Below are 26,361 nucleotides of genomic sequence, written 5' to 3' on the forward strand. Positions count from 1 at the left end.
TTATGGCTGGTGGGCGCGTTCAAAGCACCTCGAACAATCCGGCCGCGCCCATGCCTCCGCCAACACACATGCTGACCACTACGTAGCGCACGTTGCGCCGGCGGCCTTCGAGCAAGGCATGGCCGACCATGCGTGCACCGCTCATGCCATACGGGTGCCCGATGGCGATGGCGCCGCCGTTGACGTTCAGGCGTGCCGGGTCGATGTCCAACTGCTCGGCGCAATACAGCACCTGGCAGGCGAATGCCTCGTTGAGCTCCCACAGGCCGATGTCTTGCACCCGCAAGCCGTGCCGAGCCAACAGGCGCGGTATCGCCAGTACAGGCCCAATGCCCATTTCCTCCGGTGCCAGGCCGACCACCGCCATCCCTCGGTACAGCCCCAGCGGCCGTTGCCCCAGTCGGGCCGCGCGGTCACCGCTCATGAGCACGCATGCACTGGCGCCGTCGGACAACTGGCTGGCGTTACCGGCAGTCACACAGCCGCCCTCGATCACCGGACGCAGCGCCTGCAAGTCCGCCAATTGCGTGTGGGGCCGGTTGCCTTCGTCCTGGGTCAGATGCACGAGTTGATGAGTCTGGATGCCGGTATCCGGATCCACCAGCTTGCGCTGAGCGGTCACCGCAACGATCTCGTCGGCGAAGAGTCCAGCGTGTTGCGCGGCAGCCGTGCGCTGCTGCGACAGCAAGGCGTAGCGGTCCTGCGCCTCACGGTCGATGCCGTACTTCTGTGCCACACGCTCAGCCGTTTGCAACATGGGCATATAGGCGTGCTCGCACATGCGCCGCACCGTGGCATCTTGCGCAGCGTTGGCAGCCTGCATGTGCGCCTGCTGCACCAGGCTGATCTGCTCTTGCCCTGCCCCGACCACCACCTGCATACCCTCGCTGCGAATCTGCTGGGCGCCGATGGCGATGGCCATCAACCCCGAGGCGCATTGGCGATCGATGGTCTGCCCGGCCACCGACAGCGGCAAGCCGGCCGCCAACGCCGACAGGCGCGCCGGGTTGATCGCGGCAGTGCCGCTTTGCATGGCGGTGCCGAGCACCAGGTCCTCCACCTCTTGCGGTTCTATGCCGGCGCGCTCGACCGCCGCACGGATGGCGATGGCACTCATGCTTGGTGTAGTGAGGTCGTTGAAGGCGCCCCGCCAGGCTTTGGCGATAGGCGTACGCGCCGTGGATACGATGACTGCGTCTTGCATGAAACAGCTCTCCTTGTGCAATTACGCCGGCAGCAAGCGTTCGAACGCGCTGCGCAGTTTGGCGGGAATGGGGACCGGCCGGTGGTCGCGGCGGTCGACGAAAACATGGGTAAAACGACCGGCAGCACAGGCTTGGGGTTGGCCCGCGACGAACACGGCCAGCGCGTACTGCACCGAACTGTTACCCAGCTTGTCGATAGCGATACCCACCTCGATGCGCTGCGGAAACGCAACGGAGGCGTAGTAGTCGCACGCCGAACCGGCCACATAGGCCACAACTGGGTCGCTGTGAACGTCCAGGCCGGCATGCTCGATCAGCCAAGTGTTCACGGCGCTGTCGAAATAGCTGTAGTAGATGACGTTGTTCACATGCCCATACAGGTCATTGTCATGCCAGCGCGTGCTGATCGGCTGGAAGTGACGGTAGGCGCCGCGCAGCGGGCGCTCCCTGGCCATGTTCAGAACGCCGCCTGGTAAAGGGCAAGGGCGTCGGCAAGGGTCACCTTGCGCGGGTTGTTGACCAGCAACCGTTGTTGCTGCATGGCGTCCTCGGCAAGCAGCTGCAGACTGTGCCGCGGTACGCCAACGTCACGCAGCCGGCTGGGCAGGCCGCAGCGCGGCGCAAGTTTCTCCAGTTCATCGATGAACTGGCAGCACAGTTCGTGCGGATCACCCGGCAGCAATCGCTCGCCCAACAGTGCTGGAGCCAACGCCGCGTAGTCGGCGAACGCCTCGCGCCGGTTGTAGCGCATGACGTGAGGCAGTACCAAGGCATTGGCCAGCCCGTGTGGTACGTGATAACGCGCCCCTAGCGGGTAAGCGAGCGCATGCACCGCCGCCACCGGGGCATTGGCGAACGCCTGGCCGGCCAGGCAGGCGCCCAGCAGCATGGCCTGGCGCGCCTGTAGATTGCCGCCGTTGTGCACCGCCTGGTCGAGGTTGCGCGCCAGCAGCGCCAGGGCCTCGCGGGCCAACAGGCTCGACATTGGATTGCGCTTGAACTGGCTGGTAGAGGCTTCGATGGCGTGGACCATCGCGTCGATACCCGTGGCGGCGGTGATCGCCGGTGGCAGGCCCAACGTGCGCTCAGCGTCCAGCAATGCCAGGTCAGGCAGCAACAGCGGCGAAATCACCGCCATCTTCGCCGACTCGCCAGTGGTGATCACGGCGATGGGCGTTACCTCCGAACCGGTACCGGCGGTGGTAGGGACCTGGATCAGGGGCAGACGCTGGCCCTTGGCTTGGTTGATGCCGTAGACCGCTTCCAGGCTTTGCTCGCAGTCAGGGTGCGCCAGCAGCGCAACCAGCTTGGCGACATCCATGGAGCTGCCGCCGCCAAAGCCGACGATCAGCTCGGCCCCGATGTGGCGGGCACGACCGACCGCTGCCAGTACGCAGGCATGACTGGGGTCGGCACTGACTTCACTGAAAATCGCCGCGCTCAGGTTCGCCTGGGTGAAGCCGGGCAACAGGTCATCGAGCATGCCCAGGCTTGTGATGCCCGGGTCGGTCACGATCAACACGCGACGCGCGCCGCGTTGCTGACACAACTGGGCAAGGCGCCCCGCGGCGCCGACTTCGCACAACAGGTGGGGGGTGGTGGCAAAACTGAATGGCTGCATGTCCGAATTCCTTTTGTTCTTGTAGGGGAACGGCAAACCGGTCAGAAGGCGAAATGCGCTTCATCCAGGCTCATCAGGCACTGAGCACCGCCACGCAACGCCTCGCAGTGGGCACTGGCGCGCGGCAATATCCGCCGCCAGTAGAAGGCCGCCGCATGCAATTTCGCCTGGTAGAACGCGCCGTCGCCGCTGCCTGCAGCCAAGGCAGCGCTTGCGCGCTCGGCTGCCCGGAGCCACAGCGCTGCCAGCAGCACGTAGCCTGAATAGGCGAGGAAGTCCACCGACACTGCACCGATCTCCTGAGGGTCGCAGCGGCAGGCATCGAGCACTTCAGCGCTCAGGTTGCGCCACTCTTGTAGACGCTGGATCACCGCCTCGGACATGCCCACCAGTTCTTTTGCGTGGCATTGGCGCGCCGCCGCAAGTAGCTGATCGATCAACAGCCACAGCTGCTCGCCGCCGTCGGCCAATACCTTGCGCCGAACCAGATCCAGGGCTTGGATGCCATTGGTGCCCTCGTACAGCTGGGTGATTCGGCTGTCGCGCATCAGTTGCTCCATGCCCCATTCGCGGATGTAGCCATGCCCACCATAGAGCTGCACGCCAAGACTGGCGACCTCCTGGCCGACGTCGGTGAGAAATGCCTTCACGATGGGGATCAACAGTGCCGCCTGCCGGCCGGCGGCGGCCCGGTCCTCTGGCTGCTCGCCACCATGCTCCAGGTCGAGCGCCTGCGCCGCGAAAGCCGCCAACATGCGGCATCCTTCGCTGAGGGTTTTCTGGGTCAGCAGCATGCGCCGCACGTCAGGGTGGCAGATGATGGGGTCGGCACTGAGTTCGGGCGCCTGCGGCCCTACGAGGCTGCGCGACTGAAGACGCTCACGGGCATACGCCAGGCCGCCCTGGAAGGCCGCCTCGGCAATGCCCAGACCTTGTAGGCCGACCTGGAAGCGCGCGTCGTTCATCATGGTGAACATACAGGCCAGGCCCTGGTTGGCTTCGCCCACCAGCCAGCCACGGGCGCCGTCGAAGTTCATCACGCAGGTGGACGCGCCCTTGATACCCATTTTGTGTTCCAGCGCGCCGCATTCGAGCGCGTTGCGCGTGCCCAGTCCACCCTCGGCTGAGCACACGAACTTCGGCACCAGGAACAAGCTGATGCCGCGAACCCCGACGGGCGCATCCGGAAGGCGTGCCAACACCAGGTGGACGATGTTGTCGGTCAGGTCCTGATCGCCGCCGCTGATGAAAATCTTGCTGCCGCTGATGCGATAGCTGCCATCGCCGTGCGGCTCGGCCCGAGTGCGCAGCAACGCCAGGTCGGTGCCTGCTTGGGGCTCGGTCAGGCACATGGTGCCGGTCCATTCACCGCTGACCAGCTTGCCCAGGTAATCACGCTTGAGAGCGTCGCTGCCATGCCGGTGCACGGCCAAGGCTGCCCCCTCGGTCAGACCGGAATAGATCCGAAAAGACAACGAGGCGCTCATCAGCATTTCGTGAAAGCATGCCGAGACCATCTGCGGCAAGCCTTGCCCGCCGTATTCCAGCGAGCCGGTCATACCGCCCCAGCCCTGTTCCACGTACTGTTGGTAGGCATCGCGGAAGCCATCGGGCGTGATTACACGGCCCTGTTCGAGGCGACAGCCCTGCTCGTCGCCTTGGCGATTGAGCGGTGCCACCACCTCGCTGGCAAAGCGCGCACCTTGATCGAGAATGCCGTCGATGGTTTCACGGTCCAGCTCATTGCCCAAGCGGGCGCAATGGGCCGTCACGTCGAAGACTTCGTGCAGGACGAACTGCATGTCACGCAGGGGGGCCAGGTAGTTCATGCGCGGCCCTCGCGGACATTGGCCAATGGCTTACCCTCGGCCGCCAGACGCATCAGCAACCCAGACGGGCGCCAGTGATCGCCGAACAGGCCTTGCAGACGCTCCAGGCGCCCCAGCAGCGACCCCAGTCCCTGTTGGTCGGCCCAGCGCATGGGCCCACCGATATCCGCCGGGAATCCATAGCCATGCAGGTAGACGCGGTCGATGTCATCGCTGCAACTGGCAACCGACTCCTCGAGGATCTTCGCACCTTCATTGACCAGTGCCAGCAGGCATCGCTCGCGGATCTCTGCTTCGCCGATCTCACGCGGGCGCACGCCCAGGTCGTGGGCAACCTTGAGCACCAGCGCATCGACCTCGGGGTCGTGCACGGCTTCTCGGCTTCCAGGGGCGTAACGATAGTAACCCTTACCCGTCTTCTGTCCGAAGCGACCCAGCGCACACAGGGCATTGTCGACCTGGGCCAGGCGGGCCTCCATTCCTACGCCGGCCAGCTGGCGGGCACGCCACTCCAGGTCGATGCCAACCACGTCGTACATGCGGAACGGCCCCATGGCCATGCCGAAGGCTTGCAGCGCCTCGTCCACCTGCCTTGGCGTCGCACCTTCCAGCAGTAGTTTGCGGGCCTCGGCGACATAGGTGGCAAGCATGCGGTTGCCGATGAAACCCGGACAGTTGCCAGCCACCACGACTTCCTTGCCCATCCGCTGCCCCAGGGCCTGGGCCGCATCGAGCACGGCAGGCGATGTGCGCTGACCACGTACCACTTCCAACAGCTTCATCACGTGCGCCGGGCTGAAGAAATGCAGCCCCAGTACCTGCTCAGGTCGCTGGGTCACGGCAGCGATCGCGTCTATGTCCAGCGCCGAGGTATTGCTGGCCAGGATTGCTTCAGCTTTGAGGGTATCGTCCAGCGTGCGAAAAATCTCCTGCTTGAGGGCAAGGTTCTCGTACACCGCTTCGATCACCAGGTCGACCTGGGCGAGGTCTGCATAGGTGGTTACCTGGCTCACGCGCGCCAGGCAGGCATCGGCCTCTGCCTGGTCGATGCGACCCTTGGCAACCTGCTGCGCCCAAGTCTGCTTGAGCATCGCCAGGCCCGTCTCCGTGGCGCGCGGGTCGTTATCCAGCCACAACACGGGCAGCCCTGCACGGGCCAGGCTGATGACAATGCCGCGACCCATCGTCCCGGCACCAATCACCGCCGTCTGCTCAACGTTATAGGGAGTATTCACGCATGACGCTCCTGATTCTCAGTGTGAAGGCATTGCCCCCACCCTAGTCAGGCGCCTACTATTTTTGAAATTTTCATTTTCCATCCCATGTATTTTTCGCATGAATATTGGCAACTTCGATCTCAACTTGTTGCGCGTGCTAGACATGCTGTTGCGCGAGCAAAATGTGTCTCGCGCCGCCGAGCGCCTGGCCCTGACCCAGCCCACGGTGAGCAACGCACTGGCCCGCTTGCGCGACCTGCTCGATGACCCATTGCTGGTACGGGTTGGCCGACGAATGCGGCCTACCCCGCGCGCGCTGGCCTTGGAGGGCCCGATCCGTGCGGCCTTACAACAGATAGAGCAGACCCTTGGCGGCGGAGACAGCTTCACGCCATCGGTGAGCCACCGGCAGCTGCGCATCGCCCTCACCGACTTCGCCGAACAGCTATGCATGCCCGGGTTATTGACCACCTTGCACAACCAGGCCCCCCACCTGCGCGTGGATGTCGTGCATCTGGCGCCCAACCTGCCGGCCGAAGCCCTCGACCGGGGTGAACTGGACCTGGTACTGGGGCGCTTCGACGAAGTGCCGGCACGCTATGAGCGACGCCACTGGCGCAGCGAGACCCTGCATGTGGCAGTACGCCAGGGACACCCCGACGTCGATGGCGCACTCGACCTGCAGACTTTCCTGGGCTTGCGTCATCTTTGGGTGCACGGCGGCCAGACCCGTGGCATGGTCGATCAGTGGCTGGGCGAGCAGGGTCTAGCCCGGCGTATCGTCTACACCACACCCAACTATCTGCAAGCCGCACACCTTGCCGCCAGTTCTGACTTGTGTGTGGTATTGCCCACCGCGCTGGCGCGCCATTTCGCCCAGTTGCTGCCGCTGCAGGTATTCGACCTGCCCTTCGCCCTGGAACCGTTCCAGCTGGAGCTGGTGTACCTTGCCCACCGCCAGCACGATCCGGCGTTGGCCTGGCTGGTGGCCCGTATCATGGACATACGCGCCGGCTGAGCCATCGCATCCGGGCATGGCAGGGCATACAGCAGAGGTATTGGTTAGGCGCCAAGCTCTGTCCTTAGAGTGGTCGCCCTCAAAACAACAAGGAATGCCCCATGCGCCTACGATCTCTGCCCTACCTGCTGGCCATCGCTCTGCCCTTTACCGCGCACGCCGATTCGCCCGGCAAGGACGCTACCGACCTCACCCGCCAGAGTAATCAGCAATGGCTTCAACGCCTGCCGTTCGCCGACCGTAACGACTTCGCCGATGCTCGCCGCGGCTTGCTCGAAGCCGTGGACCAAGCCGTAGTCACTGCCGATGGCAAAACCGTCTGGGACCTGCAGCGCTATGCATTTCTCAACGGCGAGGCACCGGCCACGGTCAACCCGAGCCTGTGGCGTATCGCCCAGCTCAATACCATCGCAGGCTTGTTCAAGGTCACCGAGGGCATCTACCAGGTACGTGGCCTTGACCTGGCCAACATGACCCTGATCGAAGGCGAGCACGGCCTGATCGTCATGGACCCGCTGCTGTCGGTCGAGACTGCCAAGGCCGGGCTGGCGATGTACTTCCGGCATCGCCCGCAGCGTCCGGTGGTGGCGGTGATCTACACCCATCCCCACGTCGATCACTTCGGCGGAGTGCGCGGCGTGATCGACGAGGCCGACGTCAAGGCCGGGAAGGTTCAGGTCATCGCCCCGCAGGGCTTCTTCGAGCATGCCATCAGCGAAAACGTGTTGGCGGGGCCTGCAATGAAGCGACGAGCGCAGTACATGTATGGCGCACCGCTGCCACGCGGGCCGCGCGGCCAAGTGGACGCTGGCCTTGGCAAGGGTGTACCGGCCAATGCCACGGTCAGCCTGATCGCCCCCACGCGGCTGATCGAAAAACCCATCGAGACGCTGCGCATCGATGGTGTCGATATTGAGTTCCAGCTCACGCCCGGCACCGAGGCACCTGCCGAAATGAACCTGTGGTTCCCCACGTTCAAAGCCCTGTGCATGGCCGAGAACGCCTCCCACGTGCAGCACAACGTGCTGACCTTGCGCGGCGCCCAGGTGCGCGATGCCAAGGTCTGGGCGTACTACCTGGATCAATCGCTGTTGCGCTACGGCAACCAGGCCGAAGTGGTCTTCGCCCAGCACCACTGGCCGACCTGGGGTGGTGAGGCGATCCGCGAGTACCTGGCCGACCAGCGCGACATGTATGCCTTCATCGACAGCCAGACCCTGCGCCTGATCAACCGGGGCCTTGGCCCCACCGAGATCGCCGCCGAACTGACCTCGCTGCCGCCTCGGCTGGCCAGCAAATGGTACAGCCGCGACTATTACGGCTCGCTCAGCCATAACGTGCGTGCGGTTTACCAGCGCTACATGGGCTTCTACGATGGCAACCCGGCGACGCTGAACCCGCTGCCGCCACGCGAGACTGGCGAACATTACGTCAAGGCCCTCGGCGGTGCCGAGCGAGTGCTGACCTTGGCCAAGCAAGCGTATGACAACGGCGACTACCGCTGGGTAGCAGAGCTTACCCGCCACCTGATTTTTGCCCAGCCGGACCATCGCGCCGCGCGCGAGCTGCAAGCCGACGCACTGGAGCAACTGGGCTATCAAAGCGAAAACGCCACCTGGCGCAACGCCTACCTGACCGGCGCGCAGGAACTGCGTAACGGTGTGGCAACCACCGCCAGCAGGGGCGGTAGCGCCGATGACCTGGTGCGAGCCCTGACCCCATCGCTGTTCTTCGACTACCTGGGCGTGCGTGTCGATGCAGCCAAAGCTGCCGCGCAGGACCTGACCATCAACTGGCGCTTCACCGACCTGAACGAGTCCTATGCCCTGACCCTGCGCAATGGCGTGCTTACCCACCGCGACCATACGCAACACGCCAAGGCGGATGTGCAAGTGTCGATGAGCAAGGCCACCTTGGACCTCATCGCACTCAAGCAGACCGGTTTCCTCAAGGAAACCAAGTCAGGTGGCATCGTCATCAGCGGCGAGCGGGAGAAATTCATGCGCTTCATGGCGCAGTTGGACGAACCAGATGGGCGCTTCAACATCGTCACGCCCTGATTGACTCGACAGCGCCGCTCTAGATTGAGCGGCGCAACCACACACACAGCACCAGCAGCGCCACCCCTATGGCACAGAGCGGCACGATGCAGGCGCCTGCGCGCCCTTGTTCGCTGCACAACATGCCCAGTCCTCGGCGGTAGATCCCCTGCTCCCGCACCCGCCCCAGCAACGCCAGCAGCACGCCCATGCCCGCAATGGCGAGCATTTCGCCGCGCCAGGCCAGGCATGCCACTAGCAGCAATGAGACTTGGGTACGCCGCCAGGCCAGCACCGTGCGTTCTGCCTGCAGTCCCTGGTCGACACTGCAATCAACCATGCCAACGCCCCCACAACGCCTCTACCAGCGCAATGCTGGCCAGCGCGCATGCGATGCTCAGCAGCGGTACCAGCCGAGGTAACGGCAATGGCGCTTCGCAACGCAGTGCGCGTTCCACCGTTAACCAGCGCCAGCCAGCGCCCAGGCTTACCAGCAAGCTGGCTGCCAGCAGTGCCATTTCCATCGCCACCCGACCCGGCTGGGGCCAGGCGTGAGCGGCGAATGTCTCGATGGCAATGGCCCCGCCGAGCAACGCCAGGGCTGTGCGGATCCACGCAAGAAAGGTGCGCTCATTGGCCAGGGTAAAGCGCGGGTCGGGAGGCTTGCCCTGCCCCAGCAACCAGCGTTCCCACGTACGGTGACGATGATCAGGATTCATCTAGGGTCCATTTTCAGCGCAGCCCCTGGCTACGCAGTGCGCCGGGTGAGAAGTAAGATGCACTGGTGCGTACATTGAAGGCGAAGGGCCTGGGTTGCTCGTTGGTCAGGCCTGAGAGCTGGTAGCGGCCACTGCGTAGGTCGTAGATCGCCTCCATGGCGTTGACCAGTGACTGCCCCGCCACGTGGTAATAGCTGTGGGCCTGGGCCGTACGCCAAAGCTTTCCCTGGCGATCGTAGAAGTCCGCCTCGACGATGGCCCAGCTGTCCTCGTCCAGGTAGTAGCGACGGCTCGCATAGATATGCTTCGCCCCCGGCTTCAGGGTGCCCACCAGTTCCCAGACCCGGTGCAGCTCGTAACGGGTCAACTGCGGGGTGACATGGCCTGGGCCGACCAGTGCTGCATAACCGACCAGCGGCGATGCCAGGCGATAGCTGTTATAGGGCACGTGCAGGGTCTTCTTACCGACCAAAGTCCATTCATAGAGGTCTGGAGCGCCGTTGAACATATCCCGGCTGTCGGCGGTTCGCAGGCCGGCAGTGCCCGGGGTGATGCTGTCATAGGCCAGCGCCGGTGCGCGACGAACCCGCCGCTGGCTGCTGCTGTACAACCACGACAAGCGCGGCTGCGCCACCTGGTCGAGGGTTTCGTGCAGCACCACGGCGTCGCCGGCCAGGCGCGACGGCGCGGTCAGACGGTAGCTCAGGTAGTACAACACGTTGCCGGTCCGACCTTCGGCCAGTACATCGGGTCGGGCGAAGGTCTGTTGCATGCTCATCGTGACGAAGCGTCCGTCTCCCCGTGGGGTGACACTGTCCGAGGCCAGGCTGTAGCTGCCATTTCGCGGTCGCGTGAGGTGATTCCATAGCACTTGCAGGCCGTTGCTCGGCTGCGGAAATGCGAGCACTCCGGCAAAGCCCTGCAAGCCATTGCCATCGTTGGTCAAATGAACGCTGCTAGCGTTGTGCCGCGCCCACTCGGCCACTTGGGTCGACACCGCGACACTGCGATGCGACGGGTAGACAGGTAGGCGAAACGACTGGGGATAACGCTCGATCAAGGCCACTTGTCCATCCGTGAGCTGCTGACGATAGCGCTGGTAGTTCTGCGCGGTGATGACGTACAGCGGCTGCTCATCGGCGTAGGGATCCAGTGGCGTACCGTTGACCGACAGCGATACCTGACCCGCTTGCAAACCGCCAGTCCATGCCGGGACACTGCCATCGCGGGTAGGCCCTCGTTCGGCGCCCACGGGTGTCAGTTCCTCGGTCATCGGTGTCGCCCCCAGGTGCGGGGCCAACAGGCTGGCGTGGACGAGCAGGATGCAGCGCAGCAGTGCTAAAGATTTCATATCGCGTGGCCTCTTGTATTTACCGGACCTGACCGGGCTTGCCTTGGCCTGCCCTTTCGGGGTGATACTAGGAGCCGCGCTTCGAACCCCACAAATAACGTGTTCGGATACGTGCCATATCAGTTCGGCATACCCTTGGAACCGCTCCAATGACCTTGAAACAGCTCCGTTACCTGATCGCCATCGTCGAAGCTGGCAGCTTCTCTTCCGCCTCACGCCGGTCCTATATCGCCCAACCTGCGTTGAGCAGGCAGATCGGCCTGCTGGAGAGTGAACTGGAGATGCAGTTGCTCGACCGCCAGCACGACGGCATTGCCCTGACCGACGCCGGGCGCCAGTTGTACGAGGTGGCCCGCCAGGTTGTGCAGAAACTCGACTCGGTCAAGGACGAGCTGAAATCCAGCCGCGGCGACCCTAAAGGCCATGTGGCCATCTCCATTCCGGCCACGGCCGCCGACTTGCTGCTACCGGAAATCGTCAGGCGCGCCGAACAGCGCTTCCCCGGGGTGACCCTGACGGTGTGGGATGGCCTGAGCCGAGAGGGTGGCCAGGCCATCGAACTGGGCAAAGTGGATTTTGGTGTGGTGCCCAACGCCGAGGAGCTCGAGCATGTGGAAGCCGAGGCAATCTTCACCGAGGCCCTCTACTGGGTCGGCGCCAGCGCGCCGGGTGCCGCCGACACCATCACCCTGGCCGAAGCGGCGGCCACCCGGTTGGTCCTGCCACCCCGCGCGCTACACCTGCGCCGCCGCATCGAGCAGGCAGCCATGGAAGCGGGCGTGCCCTTGGCAGCGGCCTATGAACAGCAATCGGCTCCCGGCATCGCCAGCCTGGTGCGTGCAGGCCTGGCGGCGACCATCAGCAACTGGCCGCCGCTCAGTGAACTGCTTGAACCCACGGCGGCGCGACGCATTGTCGAACCGCGCATCAGCCGCACCATCGCCTTGGCCCATTCGCGCCACAAGCCGCTGTCGTTCGCCGCTGGCTGCCTGCGCGACCTGGTGCGAGGCGTGTTGGTCGACCTGGTCAACAGTGGCCGTTGGCGGGGCGAGCTGATTGGGTGTGAGGCTGAGCCATTGGAGTCCGTGCTTGGTGTTCAGCTTGCGGTCTGAGAGCGCACCCGGACACCCCGCTTGACCACAGCTGGCTCGCGCAAGCGCTGTAACGTGCGCTGCGGATTCAAGGTCGCCAGGCCAACCAATCCGGCCAGCACCAGCACCGCGCCACATACCAGGAAACCCTGGGCGTAACCGGCCGGGTGTTCGGCCCCCGCGCCCTGCACCAGCAGACCAGTCACCACCGGTGCTGCCAGGCCGGCCAGTGAAGCGATACCATTGCCCATCGCGAGGATGCCGCCACGCTGGGCCGCCGGGGTGAACTCGGCGAGCATCGCCGGCCCCACCGAGTACATCACCAACGCCAGGCCCCCACTGAAGGTTAGCGCGGCAACCCGTACCGCAGTGCTCAGCCCAGGCAGGATCAACGATGCCGACAGTAGCCCTCCCAGCACCAGGCACAGCGAGACGAAGACTCCGCGCGCCACCCGCGACGGCATGCCTCGGCGCATCAGACGCTGCGATAGCCAGGCCAACAACAGGCTTAGCGGCGTGGTCACCACCACGAACATGACGAAGATGTGCCCCGTCTGCAGCGGATCGATACCCAGGCCGACCTGCAGGTAACTGGGCACCCAGGTCAAGGTCAGGGCCAGCGACCAGTTGGCTGCGAAGTGGCAAAGGTAGTTGCCAAGGACGCTGGGGTCGCTCAACAACCTGCGATACGGTATCGCCGTATCATCCGCCCTGAGTTGGCTGGCACGCAGGCGCTCGAGGGTGCCCTCCTTACCCAGTCGCCACCAGAGCAGGCACCAGACCAGGCCGATCAGCGCAAGGATAATGAAGTTGGTGCGCCAGCCATAGTGCAGGCTGACCCAGGGGATCATCGCGCCCGCCACCAGCAGCCCCATGGCACTACCGGCATGCAGCAACGCTACCGGCAGGTTGCGTCGGTCATTGGGGAACCACTTGTACAGCGCATGGGTCGCCACCGGTGATGCCGGTCCCTCACCGATGCCCAGCAACACGCGGCAGGCAACGATCGCCCAGAGTGAGGTGGCGAACAGCATCGGCAGTTGTATCACTGCCCAGAAAAGGCCCATGCCCAACAGCAAGGTCCGTGTCGGGCGCCGGTTGGCCATGAAGCCACCGACCACGGCCGATGCGGCAAAGCACCAATGCAAAGCGCCACCGATCAGACCGAACTCAGTGGCCGTCAGGCCCAATTCGGCGCTCATCGGCACCGCCACCAGGCCGATCACCACCTTGTCGAGGAAGTTCACCAGCATCAGCAAGGCCAGCAGGACGGCCACCAGCCAGGCCGTACGAGGGTTGGGCAGCGAAGAATCTGCAGTCATGGCAAGTACTCTTGTTCTTGTTGTGGGGTGTTGCAAGGCCGCCCCAAGGGCGGCCCGACGGTCACGCAGGCATCAATACGCCTTTGGCGATGGTGTTGCGTTGGATCTCGCTGGTACCGGTGAGGATACGCATCATCCGCGTGGCGCGGAAAATCCACTCCACGGGATGGCCCTGCATCAGCCCGGCCCCGCCATGCACCTGCACCGCTTTGTCGGCGATACGAAACGCCGCTTCGGAGACGAACAGCTTGCACATCGGCGCCTGGGTGCGAATATCGCCTCCGGCGTCGTTCACCTGGGCGGTTGCATACACCATGCTGCGCGCGGCATGCAGTTCGGTGGCCATGTCGGCGATCATATGGTTCACCGCCTGGAACATGGCGATCGGCTGGCCGAACTGCTTGCGCGTACGCGCATGCTCGATCGACAGGTTCAGGGCCAGGCCGGCCATACCCAGCAGGGTTGGGCAATGTAGCAAGCGATTGAGGGTGATGCGGCCCATGGCGAGCTTGAAGCCCTGCCCCTCCTCACCGATCAGGTTGGCCGCTGGCACACGCACTTCGTCCAGCACGATATCGCCATGGGCTCCGCCGCCGGACATCACTGAATAGTCGCTCTCGACACGTACGCCCCGAGCCTTCAGGTCGACGAAGAACGCCGAAATCCCCTGGGCGCCCTGCCCCGGACCGGTCACCGCCAGCAGCACTGCCAGGTCGGCATAGGTCGCACCGGAAATGTAGCGCTTGCTGCCGCTGAGCACATAATGATCGCCTTCACGCCGTGCCTGGGTGCGAATGGCCGTTGCATCCGAGCCTGCCTCGGCCTCGGTCAGGGCGAAACACACGGCTTTTTCGGCGCGGCACACTGGCTGTAGGAAGGTCTCGACCTGATAAGGGCTGGCTACTTTGAACAGGTGGCCGACGCGCGGCGGCCCGGACAACTCGCCCAGTACATGCGGCGCGAGCATCGACCCGGTCAGCACCGTGGCCTCCTTCACCGCGCACAGGTCCGCGACGTTCAGGCCGGCACCGCCCATGCTTTCTGGCAACATGACCTTGTAAAGACCTTGTTCACTGGCGCGTTTCCACACCTGGCGCAGCACTGCCTGCGGGTGCGGACGTGCCCAGTCCAACTGTGCCTCTTGCTCCAGCGGACGAACCTGGTCGCGGACGAAACCTTCGATGGCTTCGATGATCTGCGCAGCCTTTGCACTTGGTTGATACATGCTGATGCTCCCTGATTAGATACGACGTTCGCTGTGTTGCCAGTAGGCTTCGCGGACCAGTCGGCGCACGACCTTGCCATTGGGGTTCTTCGGTAGTTCGGCGACGAAATCCACACCGCGTGGCTTCTTGAATCCGGCCAGGGCGCGGCCGCAGCGCTCGATCAGCTCAGCCGCATCCAGCTGTGCCCCAGGCTTGAGCACCACCACCGCGCGCACCGCTTCGCCCCACTGTTCGTCGGGGACGCCGACTACCGCCGCCTCGAACACTTCGGGGAAGCCATAGATCACCTGCTCCACTTCGCTGGGGTACACGTTGAACCCACCGGAGATGATCATCTCCTTCTTGCGGTCGACGATGAACACGTAGCCCTGGGCATCGACGGTCGCCAGGTCGCCGGTGAGGTAGTAGCCGTCACGCATGACTTCGGCGGTGAGCGCCGGCGCACGCCAGTAGCCCTGCATGATGTCTGGCCCCTTGACGACGATCTCGCCGACCTCGCCCGGCGCCACATCCTCGAAGGCCTCGTTCACCACCCGCAAATCGGTCTCGAAATAGCACCGCCCGCATGAAGCCAGGCGCTGGTAATTGCCATCCTCGACCAGATGGTCCTGCTCGGTCAGCACGGTCACCAGCGAACAGGTCTCGCCAGCACCGTAACCTTGCGCGAGGATCGGCCCGAACAGTTCGATGGCCTTCTTCACCAGGGCCGGCGCCATGGGGGCAGCGCCATACATGACCAGCTTCAGGCTGGACAGGTCGAAGCGCTCGACACCAGGGAAGTTCACCAGCCGGTTGATCATCGCCGGCACCAGGAACAGCCGGGTCACCCGCTCACGCTGGATGGTCTCCAGCAACAGCGAATCGTCAAAACGGTCCAGCAGGAGGTTGCATGCGCCGACTGCCAGCAGCGGCATGATCTGCATACCGCTGGCATGGGTGATCGGCCCTACGTGGGCCATGACGTCATCAGGTCCGGAGCGACGCGTGGGGCTGGCGATACTCTTGCGCACCAGGGCCTTACGGTTGCCGAACGACAGCATGGCCGCCTTCAGCACACCGGAGCTACCCGAGGTATAGTGCAGCACCGCCAGCGCATCGTCGTCAGGGTCCCGGCAAAACGGCGCTTCGCTACCGAGTTCGAGCAGCGCGTCGTATCGCAGGTCACCGTCATCGCCTTCCAGCGCGATAACCTTGCGCAACATCGGTAACGTCTCGCGTCGCTCGGCCAGCGCGCGGGCGAAGGTGGCATCGGTGATCAGCGCAACGCTGCAAGCGTCTTCCAGCACCCGCACCACTTCATCCAGCGACAACCGCGCGTTGATCGGCACCTTGACCATCGCCGCCTTGTACAGGGCGACCTCCGCCTCCACCAACTCCACACGGTTGGCTGCCAGGATCGCCACATGTTCACCGGCGGCCACACCCAGTGCCCCCAGCCCCGAGGCCAGTCGGTTGCTACGGTGCTCCAGCTGGGCATAGGTCAAGCGCGTCTGACGGTCCGCCACGGCGGTGTGGTCAGGCCAGTAGCGGGCACTGCGGGTAATGATCTTTCCAAGGTTCACGTTGTTGTTCTCGTCGACAGGAAGACGTCGACGATGCTAAACAGCGCGGGCCGGACAGATGTAATACCAGATTCCGATGCCGGCCATATCGAATTTGACTGGCTGGCGTTGGAAACGCCGAACGACACCAGCCGAAGTGTTTATGGCCCCTTGCATGACGCTCCGCGGTAGGCAGCCAAGCCAGACATTGGCTACCGTACCCTCTATTGCCCAACACCGAGCCGCCCATGACCCGCCCTCCTTCATCGACCAAGCCCAGCCACCTCGACAGCGAAGGCTGTGTGGTGGTGCGCGGCGCACGTGAACACAACCTCAAGGAGGTGGATGTCGCCATCCCCCGCGATGCATTGGTGGTGTTTTCCGGCGTGTCCGGCTCGGGCAAGTCTTCCTTGGCCTTCGGCACCCTGTACGCCGAAGCGCAGCGGCGCTATTTCGAATCCGTGGCCCCTTATGCCAGGCGCCTGATCGACCAGGTGGGCGTGCCGGATGTCGACGCCATCGATGGTTTGCCGCCGGCGGTGGCACTGCAACAGCAACGCGGGGCAAGCAATGCCCGCTCCTCGGTCGGCAGCGTCACCAACCTGTCCAGCCTGCTGCGGATGATGTACTCCCGCGCGGGCCACTATCCGCCCGGGCAGAGCATGCTGTATGCCGAAGATTTCTCGCCCAACACACCGCAAGGTGCCTGCCCGGCGTGCCATGGGCTGGGGCATGTCTTCCAGGTCACCGAAGCGACCCTGGTCCCCGACCCATCCCTGAGCATCCGTGACCGGGCGATTGCCGCATGGCCTCCGGCGTGGCACGGGCAGAACCTGCGCGACATCCTGGTGACCTTGGGCTACGACGTCGACAAGCCCTGGAAGGATCTGCCGCAGAAGGACCGCGACTGGATCCTGTTCACTGAAGAGTCGCCCACGGTGCCGGTTTACGCCGGACTCACACCCGCCGAAACCCGTATTGCGCTCAAGCGCAAGCTCGAACCCAGCTACATGGGCACCTTCACCGGCGCCCGGCGCTATGTGCTGCATACCTTCGCCAATAGCCAGAGTGCCCTGATGCGAAAGCGCGTGTCGCGCTTCATGCAAGGCCACCCCTGTCCGGCTTGTGCCGGCAAGCGCCTCAAGCCCGAAGCGTTGTCGGTGACCTTCTGTGGAGTGGATATCGGCACCCTGGCGCAGATGCCGCTGGACCAGGTGGCAGCACTGCTCGAACCGGTCGCCCAGGGCGAGACCAATGCGCATTTCACGCGCTCGGCAGAAAAACAACTGGCCGCGCAGCGCCTGGCCGAAGGCGTGCTGACGCGCCTGCGTACCCTGCAGCAACTGGGCCTTGGCTACCTCACCCTGGAGCGCGCCACACCGACATTGTCGACCGGCGAGCTTCAGCGCCTGCGCCTGGCCACGCAACTGAGTGCCTTGCTGTTTGGCGTGGTGTATGTGCTCGACGAGCCCTCCGCCGGGTTGCACCCTTCTGACAGCCAGGCGCTGTACGATGCCCTCGACCGGCTGCGCGTTGCTGGAAACTCGGTATTCGTGGTCGAGCACGACCTTGAGTTGATGCGCCGCGCTCAGTGGTTGGTGGACGTCGGCCCCGATGCCGGCGAGCGCGGTGGACGGGTGCTGTACAGCGGTCCGCCGGCCGGTTTGCGTGAAGTGGCCGAGTCCCACACTGCCCATTACCTGTTCGAGCAGTTGCCCACCCCCGCCAGTCATGCCCGCACGCCCACCGGTTGGCTGGAGCTACAGGGGATCCGCCGGCACAACCTGCAGGGCGTCGATACCCGCGTGCCACTTGGCGTGCTCACGGCGGTCACGGGTATTTCCGGCTCCGGCAAATCGAGCCTGATCGCCCAGGCTTTGCCTGAGTTGATGCTGCTTCACCTGGGGCACGAACCGGAAGAGAACACCGACGACAGCAGCGTTGAAGGGCCGACCATCATCGAACGCACCAGCGGCCACCTCGGTGGTGACGTGCATGCCGTGCAACGTGTCGTGCAGGTGGACCAAAAGCCAATCGGCCGCACCCCACGCTCCAACCTTGCCACCTACACCGGATTGTTCGACCCGGTTCGCAAATTGTTCGCCGCCACCGAGCAGGCACGCAAGCGCCGCTACGACGCCGGACGCTTTTCGTTCAACGTGGCCAAGGGACGCTGCGATACCTGCGAAGGTGAAGGCTTCGTCAGCGTCGAGCTGCTGTTCATGCCTAGCGTCTATGCCCCCTGCCCCACCTGCCACGGTGCCCGTTACAACGAAGAAACCCTCGCTGTCCGCTGGAACGGCCACACCATCGCCGATGTGCTGCGCATGACTGTGGAGCAAGCCTGCGACAGCTTCGCCGATGAACCGGCCGTATTGCGCTCACTGCAGGTCCTGCGTGAGATCGGCCTGGGCTACCTGCGCCTGGGTCAACCGGCCACCGAGCTGTCCGGTGGCGAGGCCCAACGCATCAAGTTGGCCACTGAGCTGCAGCGCAGTCAGCGCGGCCGCACCCTGTATGTGCTCGACGAGCCGACCACAGGCTTGCACGTAGCCGATGCCGACCGCCTGATGGCGCAACTGCAGCGCCTGGTCGATGCCGGCAACAGTGTAGTGGTGATCGAGCACGACATGCGCGTGGTTGCACAGGCTGACTGGGTCATCGACATCGGGCCGGGTGCGGGACATGCAGGTGGCCGGGTCGTGGCGACGGGGACAGTCGACCACGTCGCTCAGGTCAAGGGCAGCCGTACTGCACCTTACCTTGCACAAGAGCTGGCAAGGAGAGTCTGAAACTCCGGCCTTGCCAACCTACAGTCATCACTTGGCTAACGGCGGTCCCGGCTAGCCTCGACGAACGTCGCGTCAACCGTCCGCCGACGCCCACTGACGCGATGATTCACTCTACCGGGTGCTGGCCATACAACCCGGCGCTCGCACTAGCCGGTCGGCTGTTGACCATGCAGTACAGCGCCCCAGCCAGCACCAAACCCATGGCCCAGCTGATATCAGCGTCCAGCCACTGGGCAATGAACCCGGTGTAGAACGACAGCTTCATGAACGGTATCGTGCCAATGATGGAGACCGCATAGACCGCCAGGGTCCGCCGGTTGAAGCGCCCGTAGCGGCCCTTGATATCGTAAAGGTCAGCCACCGAGTAGTGGCCTCGGCAGACCCAGTAGTAGTCCACCAGGTTGATCGCGCTCCAGGGGATCAACAGGTACAGCTGACCGATCAGAATGTCGGCGAAGAAGGTGTCGAAGTGGTACTGGGTGGCGATCGCGATCAGGGTTGCGGCAATGCTCAGTACCGCCATCACCACGGCTTTGGCTGCTGCTGTGACCTGCTTGAGCTCGCCGAATGCACCGAAGATCGTCACCGTGGACATGTAAGCGCTGTAGAGGCAAAGCACGTTGTACTGGATGACGCCCAACGCGATCACAGCCAGCGCCAGCGGTGCCCACGGTCCGAACAACGAGGCAATCGCGGTGGCCGGGTCGTGGCCGAGCGCGGTGGGTATGGCCACGGCCAACAAGGCACCAAGCGCCATCATGGCGAATGAACCCAACGCACAACCGCAATAGGTCGTCCAGAATGTGTCGCGGGTGCGTACATTGGCCGGCAGGTAGCGTGAATAATCAGCCACATAAGGGCCATAGCCCAATGTCCATGAAGCTGCCTGGGCGATGACCAAATTGAACGCTGCGAACGAGAAACCGGTGCTCGGCGCCATGGTCGCGGCCGGGTCCAGCGGGTACAACAGGATCAGCACCATGGCGGTGGCGAACACCAGCGTCGACAAAACGCTCATCCAGGCGCCCAAGCGGTGGATCAGTTCATAGCCAACGAAACCGATAACGAAGGTCAGCACACCAACCAGTACGATGGCCTGGTCATCGCTCATCGGCATCAGCGCCTTCAAGGCATCGCGCATGAGCACGCCACTGGCGGCCAGAAACAACACTGCCGCAACAACCATCACCAACAGCGGAATGGCTGCGCCATAGACGCCGAATTGCGCGCGGCTCTGGATCATTTGTGGAATGCCCAGGTGCGGGCCCTGGGCCGAGTGCGCGGCCATGAACACGGTGCCGACCAGGTTACCGATCAACAAGCCCAGCAATGTCCAGACGAAACTCAAGCCTGACGCAATACCCAGCGTGCCGACCATCAAGGCCGTGACCTGGAAATTGGAACTGAACCAGATAGTGAACAAACGTCGGGGGGTGCCGTAACGCTCGCTATGGGGGACAAACTCGATACTGCGCTTTTCCAGCTTCACGACAGCCTCCTGATTCATTTTCACGATTATCAGTGGGTTATCGATGGCCTCTCGGCCTGTTAGCGAACGCCTCATAGCTAGTAACGCCATGCCTCGGCGCAATGACCGACGGCCACCCCGGTCCTCGACGCTGCAGTCGTGGATTGTCTAAGATCCCCCCTTTACCGTTTCAGCATGTTTCAATAAGGATCTCGATGTCTGTTATTCAAGCGCCACCGCCAGTGCGCAGCACGTCCACCGTTGCCAAGATGGAGGCCGCCCTGGCGCTGGGCAGCTTCGCCATCGGTACCGGCGAGTTCGCCATCATGGGCTTGATGCCCGATATCGCCAATAACCTGCAATTGAGCGAGCCTCAGGTGGGCCATGCGATCAGTGCCTACGCCCTGGGGGTGATGGTCGGTGCACCGACACTGGCTATTCTGGGCGCCAGGCTGCTGCGCAAGCACCTGTTGCTGTGGTTGATGGCGCTTTATGCCATCGGTAACCTGGCCACAGCATTCGCACCCTCGTTCGCCAGCCTGGTCGCCTTCCGGTTCATCAGCGGGCTTCCCCATGGAGCATACTTTGGTATCGCGGCGGTAGTGGTTTCGAGCATGGTGCCGACCGATCAGCGTGCCAGCGCGGTGGCGCGGGTCATGATGGGGCTGACCTTGGCGATGTTGCTGGGCAACCCGGTCGCCACTTTCCTCGGGCAATTCTTTGGCTGGCGTTCCGCTTTCGTGCTGGTCGGGATGATCGCCCTGTGCACCATCGCCATGGTCTGGCGCTTCGTGCCCCAGCGCCATGACGAGGTGCGCAGCGACCCACGCAAGGAGCTGCAGGCCTTCCGGCTGCCACAGGTGTGGATGGCACTGGCCATCGCCTCCATTGGCTTTGCGGGTATGTTCTGCGTGTTCAGCTACCTGGCCCCGACCATGCTCGAAGTCACCCAGGTGTCACCGCAGTGGATTCCATTTGGCCTGGCAGCATTCGGGGTCGGCGGCATCGTCGGTAACATCGCAGGCGGCAAGCTGTTCGACCGTTGGCAGTTCCGCGCCGTTGGGCTGGTGCTGGTATGGTCGATGGCGGTGCTGCTGTTCTTCTCGTTCGCCGCCAGCGCACTGTGGTCGCTGCTGCTGGGGATTGGCCTGGTCGGCACCATGATCGCATTGGCAGCGCCCCTGCAGATTCGTTTGATGGATATCGCCCATGAAGCCCCAAGCCTGGCAGCGGCGTCGAACCATGCAGCATTCAACCTGGCCAATGCGCTCGGTCCCTGGTTTGGCGGAATGGCGATCACTGCCGGCTTGGGGTGGACGAGTACGGGTTACATCGGCGCTGCTGCCGCCCTGGTTGGCCTGGCGCTCTACCTGTGCGCGCGCCGCATGAAAGGTGGGCACTGAACCGTGAGCAGTACGGCCGTGGGGCTCCCCCACGGCCTTTTATGTATACTCCGGCGCCCCAGAGTCAAATTACCGTGCGCCATGAAAAAACTGTTGTATGTCATAACCTTAGCCTTCTCTGCCATTCCCTGCGCCTTCGCTACTCCACCCGCCACGTTCACCGAAGCCAAAGTCATCGCCAAACAGCAGGTCTACCTTGACCAGGCCAACAGCGCCATGGGGGACCTGTACTGCGGCTGCAAGTGGACCTGGGTTGGTAAATCCGGCGGTCGGATCGATCCCGCCTCCTGCGGCTACGAAACCCGCAAGCAGAAAAACCGGGCCGAGCGCACCGAATGGGAACACATCGTCCCGGCCTGGACCTTCGGCCATCAGCGCCAATGCTGGCAGAACGGTGGGCGCGAGCAGTGCGTGGACGAAGACCCTATTTTCCGCGCGATGGAGGCAGACCTGTTCAACCTCTACCCTGCCGTGGGGGAAGTGAATGGCGACCGCAGCAACTTCAACTACGGCATGGCCTCGGGCGTCGCCCCGCAATACGGTCAGTGCACGACCAAGATCGACTTCCAGCAGAAGGCCGCGGAACCCCGCGACGAAGTCAAAGGCCTGGTTGCCCGCACCACCTTCTACATGTTCGATCGCTACAAGCTGAGCATGTCGCGTCAGCAACAGCAGTTGCTGATGGCCTGGAACAAGCAGCACCCGGTGTCCGCCTGGGAAAAAGAACGCAACGCCCGCATCGCTCGGATCATGGGGCACTCCAACCCATTCGTGACCGGTGAGCGCACCTGGTCGCTCGGCTACAAGCCAGTGGGTGACGGTGTGGTCGCCGCCGTGGCGGCAAAAACTGCCACGGCCAAGCCCGCCGAGCGTACCGTTGCCAGCAACGCGACTTCCGGTGCCGTGCTCGGCAACCGCAACAGCCATGTGTATCACCTTGCCACTGGTTGCCCCGGCTACTACCAGCTCTCCCAAAAGAACCAGGTCATGTTCGAGTCGGAATCCCAGGCTCAGGCTGCCGGGTATCGCAAAGCGGGCAATTGCAAGTAAACGTGCAAGACAGGGAGCTCCAAGGCTCCCTGACCCTTCCCACGGCGATCAGACAACTCACGAGCACATCAGTGCTGCGTCCAACAACCTGCCCTTGTCGTACCAGGCATCGCGTTGATAAGCGGAATAGTGATGCTGCGTTCCAGACGGGCGAATCTCGACCAGGCCGGTGGACTGTCGTGGGTCCGTGCTTTCGAGGAACAGCGCCAGCGCATGGTTGTCTTCGCGCATGAATGCCTTCTCACCCGCAGGAAGCTCATCCCGTACGCATTTTATGAAGTCGGGCGGGCTTTTCAGCGTGGTCCCGGCCACATTGTCATGCCCCATCCGGATATCCGGGTCATGGGCGCACCCCGTCACCAGTAGGGCCGCAAACAGCGGTACCAGCGCATGACGGGCAATGGAAAGTGATGGGCGAATGCTGGACGTGCGTTTCATGTGGCAATTCTCCGACGCGCCCCGATAGGAAAATCAACGTTCGGCGGATACAGCCCTTTTTTATTGTGGCGTCAGCAGGTCGACAGGCTCAACCTGCTCAGTCTAGCCCTGGGCATCCGCTGGCCATAGGCAGGTTCGCTATAGACGTTATGAAGGTTCGTAGCTCAAGACCCCGCGCCGCCTTCGAGCGGGCTCATTCCAGACCTTCGAGCAGGCCATCGGCGCGAAGCACTTCGGCAATCACCGAGTCATCGACCGCGTACACGCCTCGCGAGGCTTTCCACACCAGTTTCTTCTGCTGTAGCGCGATCAGGGCCTGCTGCACGCCGGGAACCTCGACATGGACGTCACTCGCCTCGATGCCCGCCAGGGTCATGGCCTTGCCGTAAAGCACCATGGTCGGCGCTTCGAAGGGCGCGTAGTCATCGCCCTTGACGCTCATCACCCGAATCACCGCCGACTGGATCGGGGTCAGGCTGTGAATTACCTTCCTGAGGTTGGCGTTCAGCTCATCGGCCTGGGCGCGCACCCGTTCGGCAAAGCGTGCAGGAATCGCATCCGGCTCGATGACGAAGTCGAATCGGATCTCGTCGGCTGCCGCGCCCAGCAGTTCAGGACGATAACCACTCTCCTTGAACAGCTGGAACACCTGAGCAGGGTCCAGTGCTCCGGCAAGATCGACGTTGGCGCAGAACCAGTCGATGAAGTCCTGGTCCAGCGTTGGAAACTGCACCATCGAAGCGCCAAAGAATGCCTGGTCCTTGCTGTTGCGCAACATCGCCAGCTTGTCCCGATTCGAACCGGTGCAAACGATGCGCAGGCCGTAGTGCCTTGAGCTGTTGAGCTCGTCCCTCGCCGCCTTGAGCGCGAACAGTGCTGCCACGCCTTCGTCGGTGGTGATCGCATGTTGCGCTTCGTCGATGATCAGCACGATGATCTTCTTCGACTCATCGGAAAGTGCCACCAACGCTGCCGTCAGGTCGATGTCCTTGCCCAGGCCAATCTTGTCCAGGCTGAAGTTGAGGCCACCGACTACGACCTTCTCCATCCCCGACGACCGTGCCAGCCGTGTGATGAAACCCTCATTGCGCCCGACCGCTTCGCGTACCGCCTCGACGATGACCTGGCCAGGGTCTTTCTTCAGGTCTTTCCACAAGTCGGCGTACAGCACGATCGCCCCTGTTGCCTCCAAGGCAGGCCGCAGGTCTTCACGGGCGAAGGTGGACTTACCGGTACGCCGTGGCGCCGCCAGGAAAACGCCCGAGCTGGCAGCACTGCCCACCGCGACCTGCAAGATCAGTTTGGAAAGCCGCGCAGCCAGGGCGGGTCGGTGATAGAGGGTTTCGGTCATTCCGGTCCTTTGAGCGTCGGTTATAGGAAACTATAGAGCAATTATAGACCAATTATAGAAGCGCGCGATTTTACAGACGATTATAGGCCGACTATAGAACGCAGCGAAACGGAAAGAGAACATTTGTACCCCTCGATATTGGCGCTGCAAAATCGGATCCAACGCGTTAAGGTAGGGAACAGGGACGGACCAATCGCCACGGAGCTCGCCATGACCACCCTCTCACGCCTCAGTTTGTTGGTTTTAGTCCTCGGCATGGTCCTGGGCGACATCATCGTGGCCAGCGTGGGACTGGTTGGCCTGTGCGGCGCCGCCGTCTACTTCACCCTCAAGCAGGATGCTCAGGACCCGCCCACCTCACCCGGATTCCTCGCCTAGGAAGACGCCGGCAGACGAATCCTGAACTGCGCCCCCCCTAACGCCGACTGCGCCACGGTCAATGTCCCGCCCTGCCCCTCGATCGCCCTTCGGCTGATCGCCAGCCCCAAGCCAAACCCACCGGTGTTGCGGTCACGGCTGCGATCCAGGCGATAGAACGGCTGGAAGATGCGTTCGCGTTCTTCGGGCGGAATACCGATGCCATCATCCTCCACGGTCAGCAGGCAGGCCCCGTCCTCCTCCTGCCGCAAGCGCAGCAACAGGCTCTGGTCGCAATAACGCATGGCGTTGCGCACGAGGTTCTGCACTGCACGCGCGGTCAACCTCGGGTCGAGCACGAAGCGCGGCAACATGCCCTCTGCGCGCACTTCCCATTGGATACCACGGCCGTCCAGCTCCTCGGCAAAACCGCCCAGCACGCTGTCGACCAACTCCAGCAGCGACACCTCGACCCGCTCACGGGCCTGGTCGGCGTTGTACAAGCGGCTATAGGACAACAACTCAAGCACCAGCTCATCCAGCTCGCGCACATGCCCAACGAGTTCAAGCAGGCGTTTGCGACTGGCTGGCGGCACTTCATCGAACAGCAGCACGAGGCCGAAATCCAGGCGGGTCAGCGGCGTGCGCAGCTCATGGGAAACCGCGTTCAGCAGTTCACGTTGCTGATTCACATGCCGTTCCAGGTCACTGGCCATGGTGTCGAACACTCCCGCCAGTTCTCCGATGTTGGAATGCGGCGAAATGTGCGTGCGCTCGGCCATCTGCCCTTGGCCCAGACGCCTTGCGGTCTCCTTGAGTCGCTCAAGGTCACGCCAGTGCGGCCACACCCACAGCAGCAGGCATCCCAGCATGGCCGCGCCAATCAACACGGTAACGCCCCAGGACAACAGGTTGATGTCCAGCGGATCGGGCGGCGCATGCAAGCGTACCAGCCAGTCATTGTTCAGCGGGGCCAAAACGGTCTCGTAGTAACCCCAATCGCCGATACGCACCGCATAAAGCCCTTGCGCCAGACGCGCCTGTTCGTCGCGGCTCAAGCCCGCCTGGTCATTGCGCAGCAATTGGACCTGGAGCGGCTCGAACACCTTGGCCAGGTCCCGCTCCACCGTCGGCCACTGCTCGGACGGGGTCTGTTGGAACTGGCGGACGATCAAGGTCTGTACACCTTTGGCCTGCTCCAGGTTATAGGCCATGAAGCGGTCCTGGAACAGTCCGACGATGGCATCCGGAATCAACAGCAAGGCACCGGCGTAGGCGACGATGATCACTAGGTACAGGCGCACCAGGATTTTCAGCATGCGG

General features: G+C 63.3%; 22 protein-coding genes. 7 read left to right on the top strand and 15 right to left on the bottom strand.

Annotated features, from left to right (window positions below):
- Positions 1-19 precede the first annotated feature (19 nt).
- The 5 genes from IF103_RS12150 to IF103_RS12170 are packed head-to-tail and all read right to left on the bottom strand — an operon-like array spanning position 20 to position 5,890.
- On the bottom strand, positions 20-1,204 hold the full coding sequence (locus IF103_RS12150) for an acetyl-CoA C-acyltransferase (RefSeq protein WP_023380603.1): 1,185 nt from the start codon (positions 1,202-1,204) through the stop codon (positions 20-22).
- 21 nt (positions 1,205-1,225) lie between these two features.
- Entirely contained in the window at positions 1,226-1,660 is a 435-nt protein-coding gene (locus IF103_RS12155; protein ID WP_023380604.1) for an acyl-CoA thioesterase, read from the bottom strand.
- Positions 1,661-1,662: 2 nt separating this feature from the next.
- The gene (locus IF103_RS12160; protein ID WP_023380605.1) at positions 1,663-2,826 is read right to left on the bottom strand and encodes an iron-containing alcohol dehydrogenase; all 1,164 of its coding nucleotides are present in this window, start codon (positions 2,824-2,826) and stop codon (positions 1,663-1,665) included.
- A gap of 41 nt (positions 2,827-2,867) precedes the next feature.
- Complete coding sequence (locus IF103_RS12165) at positions 2,868-4,655, bottom strand: acyl-CoA dehydrogenase C-terminal domain-containing protein (protein ID WP_023380606.1); 1,788 nt, start codon at positions 4,653-4,655, stop codon at positions 2,868-2,870.
- On the bottom strand, positions 4,652-5,890 hold the full coding sequence (locus tag IF103_RS12170; protein WP_202675343.1) for a 3-hydroxyacyl-CoA dehydrogenase: 1,239 nt from the start codon (positions 5,888-5,890) through the stop codon (positions 4,652-4,654). Before IF103_RS12170 ends, IF103_RS12165 begins: the two co-directional genes overlap by 4 nt.
- 100 nt (positions 5,891-5,990) lie before the next feature.
- Between IF103_RS12170 and IF103_RS12175 the strand changes: the two genes are divergently transcribed.
- Together IF103_RS12175 and IF103_RS12180 are read left to right on the top strand one after the other, a co-directional pair.
- Complete coding sequence (locus IF103_RS12175) at positions 5,991-6,890, top strand: LysR family transcriptional regulator (RefSeq protein ID WP_023380608.1); 900 nt, start codon at positions 5,991-5,993, stop codon at positions 6,888-6,890.
- 101 nt (positions 6,891-6,991) lie between these two features.
- On the top strand, positions 6,992-8,950 hold the full coding sequence (locus IF103_RS12180; RefSeq protein WP_027906940.1) for an alkyl/aryl-sulfatase: 1,959 nt from the start codon (positions 6,992-6,994) through the stop codon (positions 8,948-8,950).
- Between the two features lie 19 nt (positions 8,951-8,969).
- Here the strand turns inward: IF103_RS12180 and IF103_RS12185 are convergent, their stop codons facing one another.
- The 3 genes from IF103_RS12185 to IF103_RS12195 are packed head-to-tail and all read right to left on the bottom strand — an operon-like array spanning position 8,970 to position 10,999.
- Positions 8,970-9,269: a DUF202 domain-containing protein gene (locus tag IF103_RS12185; protein ID WP_104881758.1), complete on the bottom strand. Its 300-nt coding sequence runs from the start codon at positions 9,267-9,269 to the stop codon at positions 8,970-8,972.
- On the bottom strand, positions 9,262-9,648 hold the full coding sequence (locus IF103_RS12190) for a YidH family protein (RefSeq protein WP_023380611.1): 387 nt from the start codon (positions 9,646-9,648) through the stop codon (positions 9,262-9,264). Before IF103_RS12190 ends, IF103_RS12185 begins: the two co-directional genes overlap by 8 nt.
- Positions 9,649-9,661: 13 nt before the next feature.
- Positions 9,662-10,999, bottom strand: a complete 1,338-nt coding sequence (locus IF103_RS12195) for a DUF1329 domain-containing protein (protein WP_023380612.1) — start codon at positions 10,997-10,999, stop codon at positions 9,662-9,664.
- A gap of 149 nt (positions 11,000-11,148) precedes the next feature.
- Here IF103_RS12195 and IF103_RS12200 point away from each other — a divergent pair, with 149 nt between their 5' ends.
- A complete protein-coding gene (locus tag IF103_RS12200) occupies positions 11,149-12,111 on the top strand; it encodes a LysR family transcriptional regulator (protein ID WP_104881756.1) in 963 nt (320 codons plus the stop codon).
- Here the strand turns inward: IF103_RS12200 and IF103_RS12205 are convergent.
- From IF103_RS12205 to IF103_RS12215, 3 genes are all read right to left on the bottom strand, one after another.
- Complete coding sequence (locus IF103_RS12205; RefSeq protein ID WP_023380614.1) at positions 12,096-13,412, bottom strand: MFS transporter; 1,317 nt, start codon at positions 13,410-13,412, stop codon at positions 12,096-12,098. The genes IF103_RS12200 and IF103_RS12205 overlap by 16 nt on opposite strands.
- A gap of 61 nt (positions 13,413-13,473) precedes the next feature.
- Complete coding sequence (locus IF103_RS12210; protein ID WP_023380615.1) at positions 13,474-14,637, bottom strand: acyl-CoA dehydrogenase family protein; 1,164 nt, start codon at positions 14,635-14,637, stop codon at positions 13,474-13,476.
- Positions 14,638-14,652: 15 nt separating this feature from the next.
- A complete protein-coding gene (locus IF103_RS12215) occupies positions 14,653-16,200 on the bottom strand; it encodes an AMP-binding protein (RefSeq protein WP_027906936.1) in 1,548 nt (515 codons plus the stop codon).
- Between the two features lie 227 nt (positions 16,201-16,427).
- On the opposite strand from IF103_RS12215, the gene IF103_RS12220 reads away from it, so the two are divergent.
- Positions 16,428-18,971, top strand: coding sequence for an excinuclease ABC subunit UvrA (locus tag IF103_RS12220; protein WP_023380617.1), 2,544 nt, complete (start codon positions 16,428-16,430; stop codon positions 18,969-18,971).
- A gap of 106 nt (positions 18,972-19,077) precedes the next feature.
- On the opposite strand, the gene IF103_RS12225 is transcribed toward IF103_RS12220, so the two are convergent.
- Positions 19,078-20,460 carry a purine-cytosine permease family protein gene (locus tag IF103_RS12225; protein WP_104881751.1) on the bottom strand — a complete coding sequence of 461 codons (1,383 nt, stop codon included), beginning with the start codon at positions 20,458-20,460 and terminating at the stop codon, positions 19,078-19,080.
- Between the two features lie 248 nt (positions 20,461-20,708).
- Between IF103_RS12225 and IF103_RS12230 the strand changes: the two genes are divergently transcribed.
- Both IF103_RS12230 and IF103_RS12235 read left to right on the top strand, forming a co-directional pair.
- The gene (locus tag IF103_RS12230; RefSeq protein ID WP_051376122.1) at positions 20,709-21,842 is read left to right on the top strand and encodes an MFS transporter; all 1,134 of its coding nucleotides are present in this window, start codon (positions 20,709-20,711) and stop codon (positions 21,840-21,842) included.
- An 81-nt stretch (positions 21,843-21,923) separates the two neighbouring features.
- Positions 21,924-22,892, top strand: coding sequence for an endonuclease (locus IF103_RS12235; protein ID WP_202675344.1), 969 nt, complete (start codon positions 21,924-21,926; stop codon positions 22,890-22,892).
- Positions 22,893-22,949: 57 nt separating this feature from the next.
- On the opposite strand, the gene IF103_RS12240 is transcribed toward IF103_RS12235, so the two are convergent.
- Complete coding sequence (locus IF103_RS12240) at positions 22,950-23,330, bottom strand: hypothetical protein (protein ID WP_252189399.1); 381 nt, start codon at positions 23,328-23,330, stop codon at positions 22,950-22,952.
- A gap of 193 nt (positions 23,331-23,523) precedes the next feature.
- Positions 23,524-24,681, bottom strand: coding sequence for an ATP-binding protein (locus tag IF103_RS12245; RefSeq protein WP_023380623.1), 1,158 nt, complete (start codon positions 24,679-24,681; stop codon positions 23,524-23,526).
- Between the two features lie 210 nt (positions 24,682-24,891).
- On the opposite strand from IF103_RS12245, the gene IF103_RS12250 reads away from it, so the two are divergent.
- Entirely contained in the window at positions 24,892-25,059 is a 168-nt protein-coding gene (locus IF103_RS12250) for a hypothetical protein (protein WP_167332793.1), read from the top strand.
- Here the strand turns inward: IF103_RS12250 and IF103_RS12255 are convergent.
- Positions 25,056-26,357 (bottom strand): ATP-binding protein, encoded by a 1,302-nt coding sequence (locus tag IF103_RS12255; RefSeq protein WP_023380625.1) that lies wholly within the window; start codon positions 26,355-26,357, stop codon positions 25,056-25,058. The two genes, IF103_RS12250 and IF103_RS12255, sit on opposite strands and share 4 nt — an antisense overlap.
- Between the last annotated feature and the right edge of the window lie 4 nt (positions 26,358-26,361).

The sequence above is a fragment of the Pseudomonas sp. SK2 genome, assembly GCF_016772395.1.
Lineage (GTDB): Bacteria > Pseudomonadota > Gammaproteobacteria > Pseudomonadales > Pseudomonadaceae > Aquipseudomonas > Aquipseudomonas taiwanensis.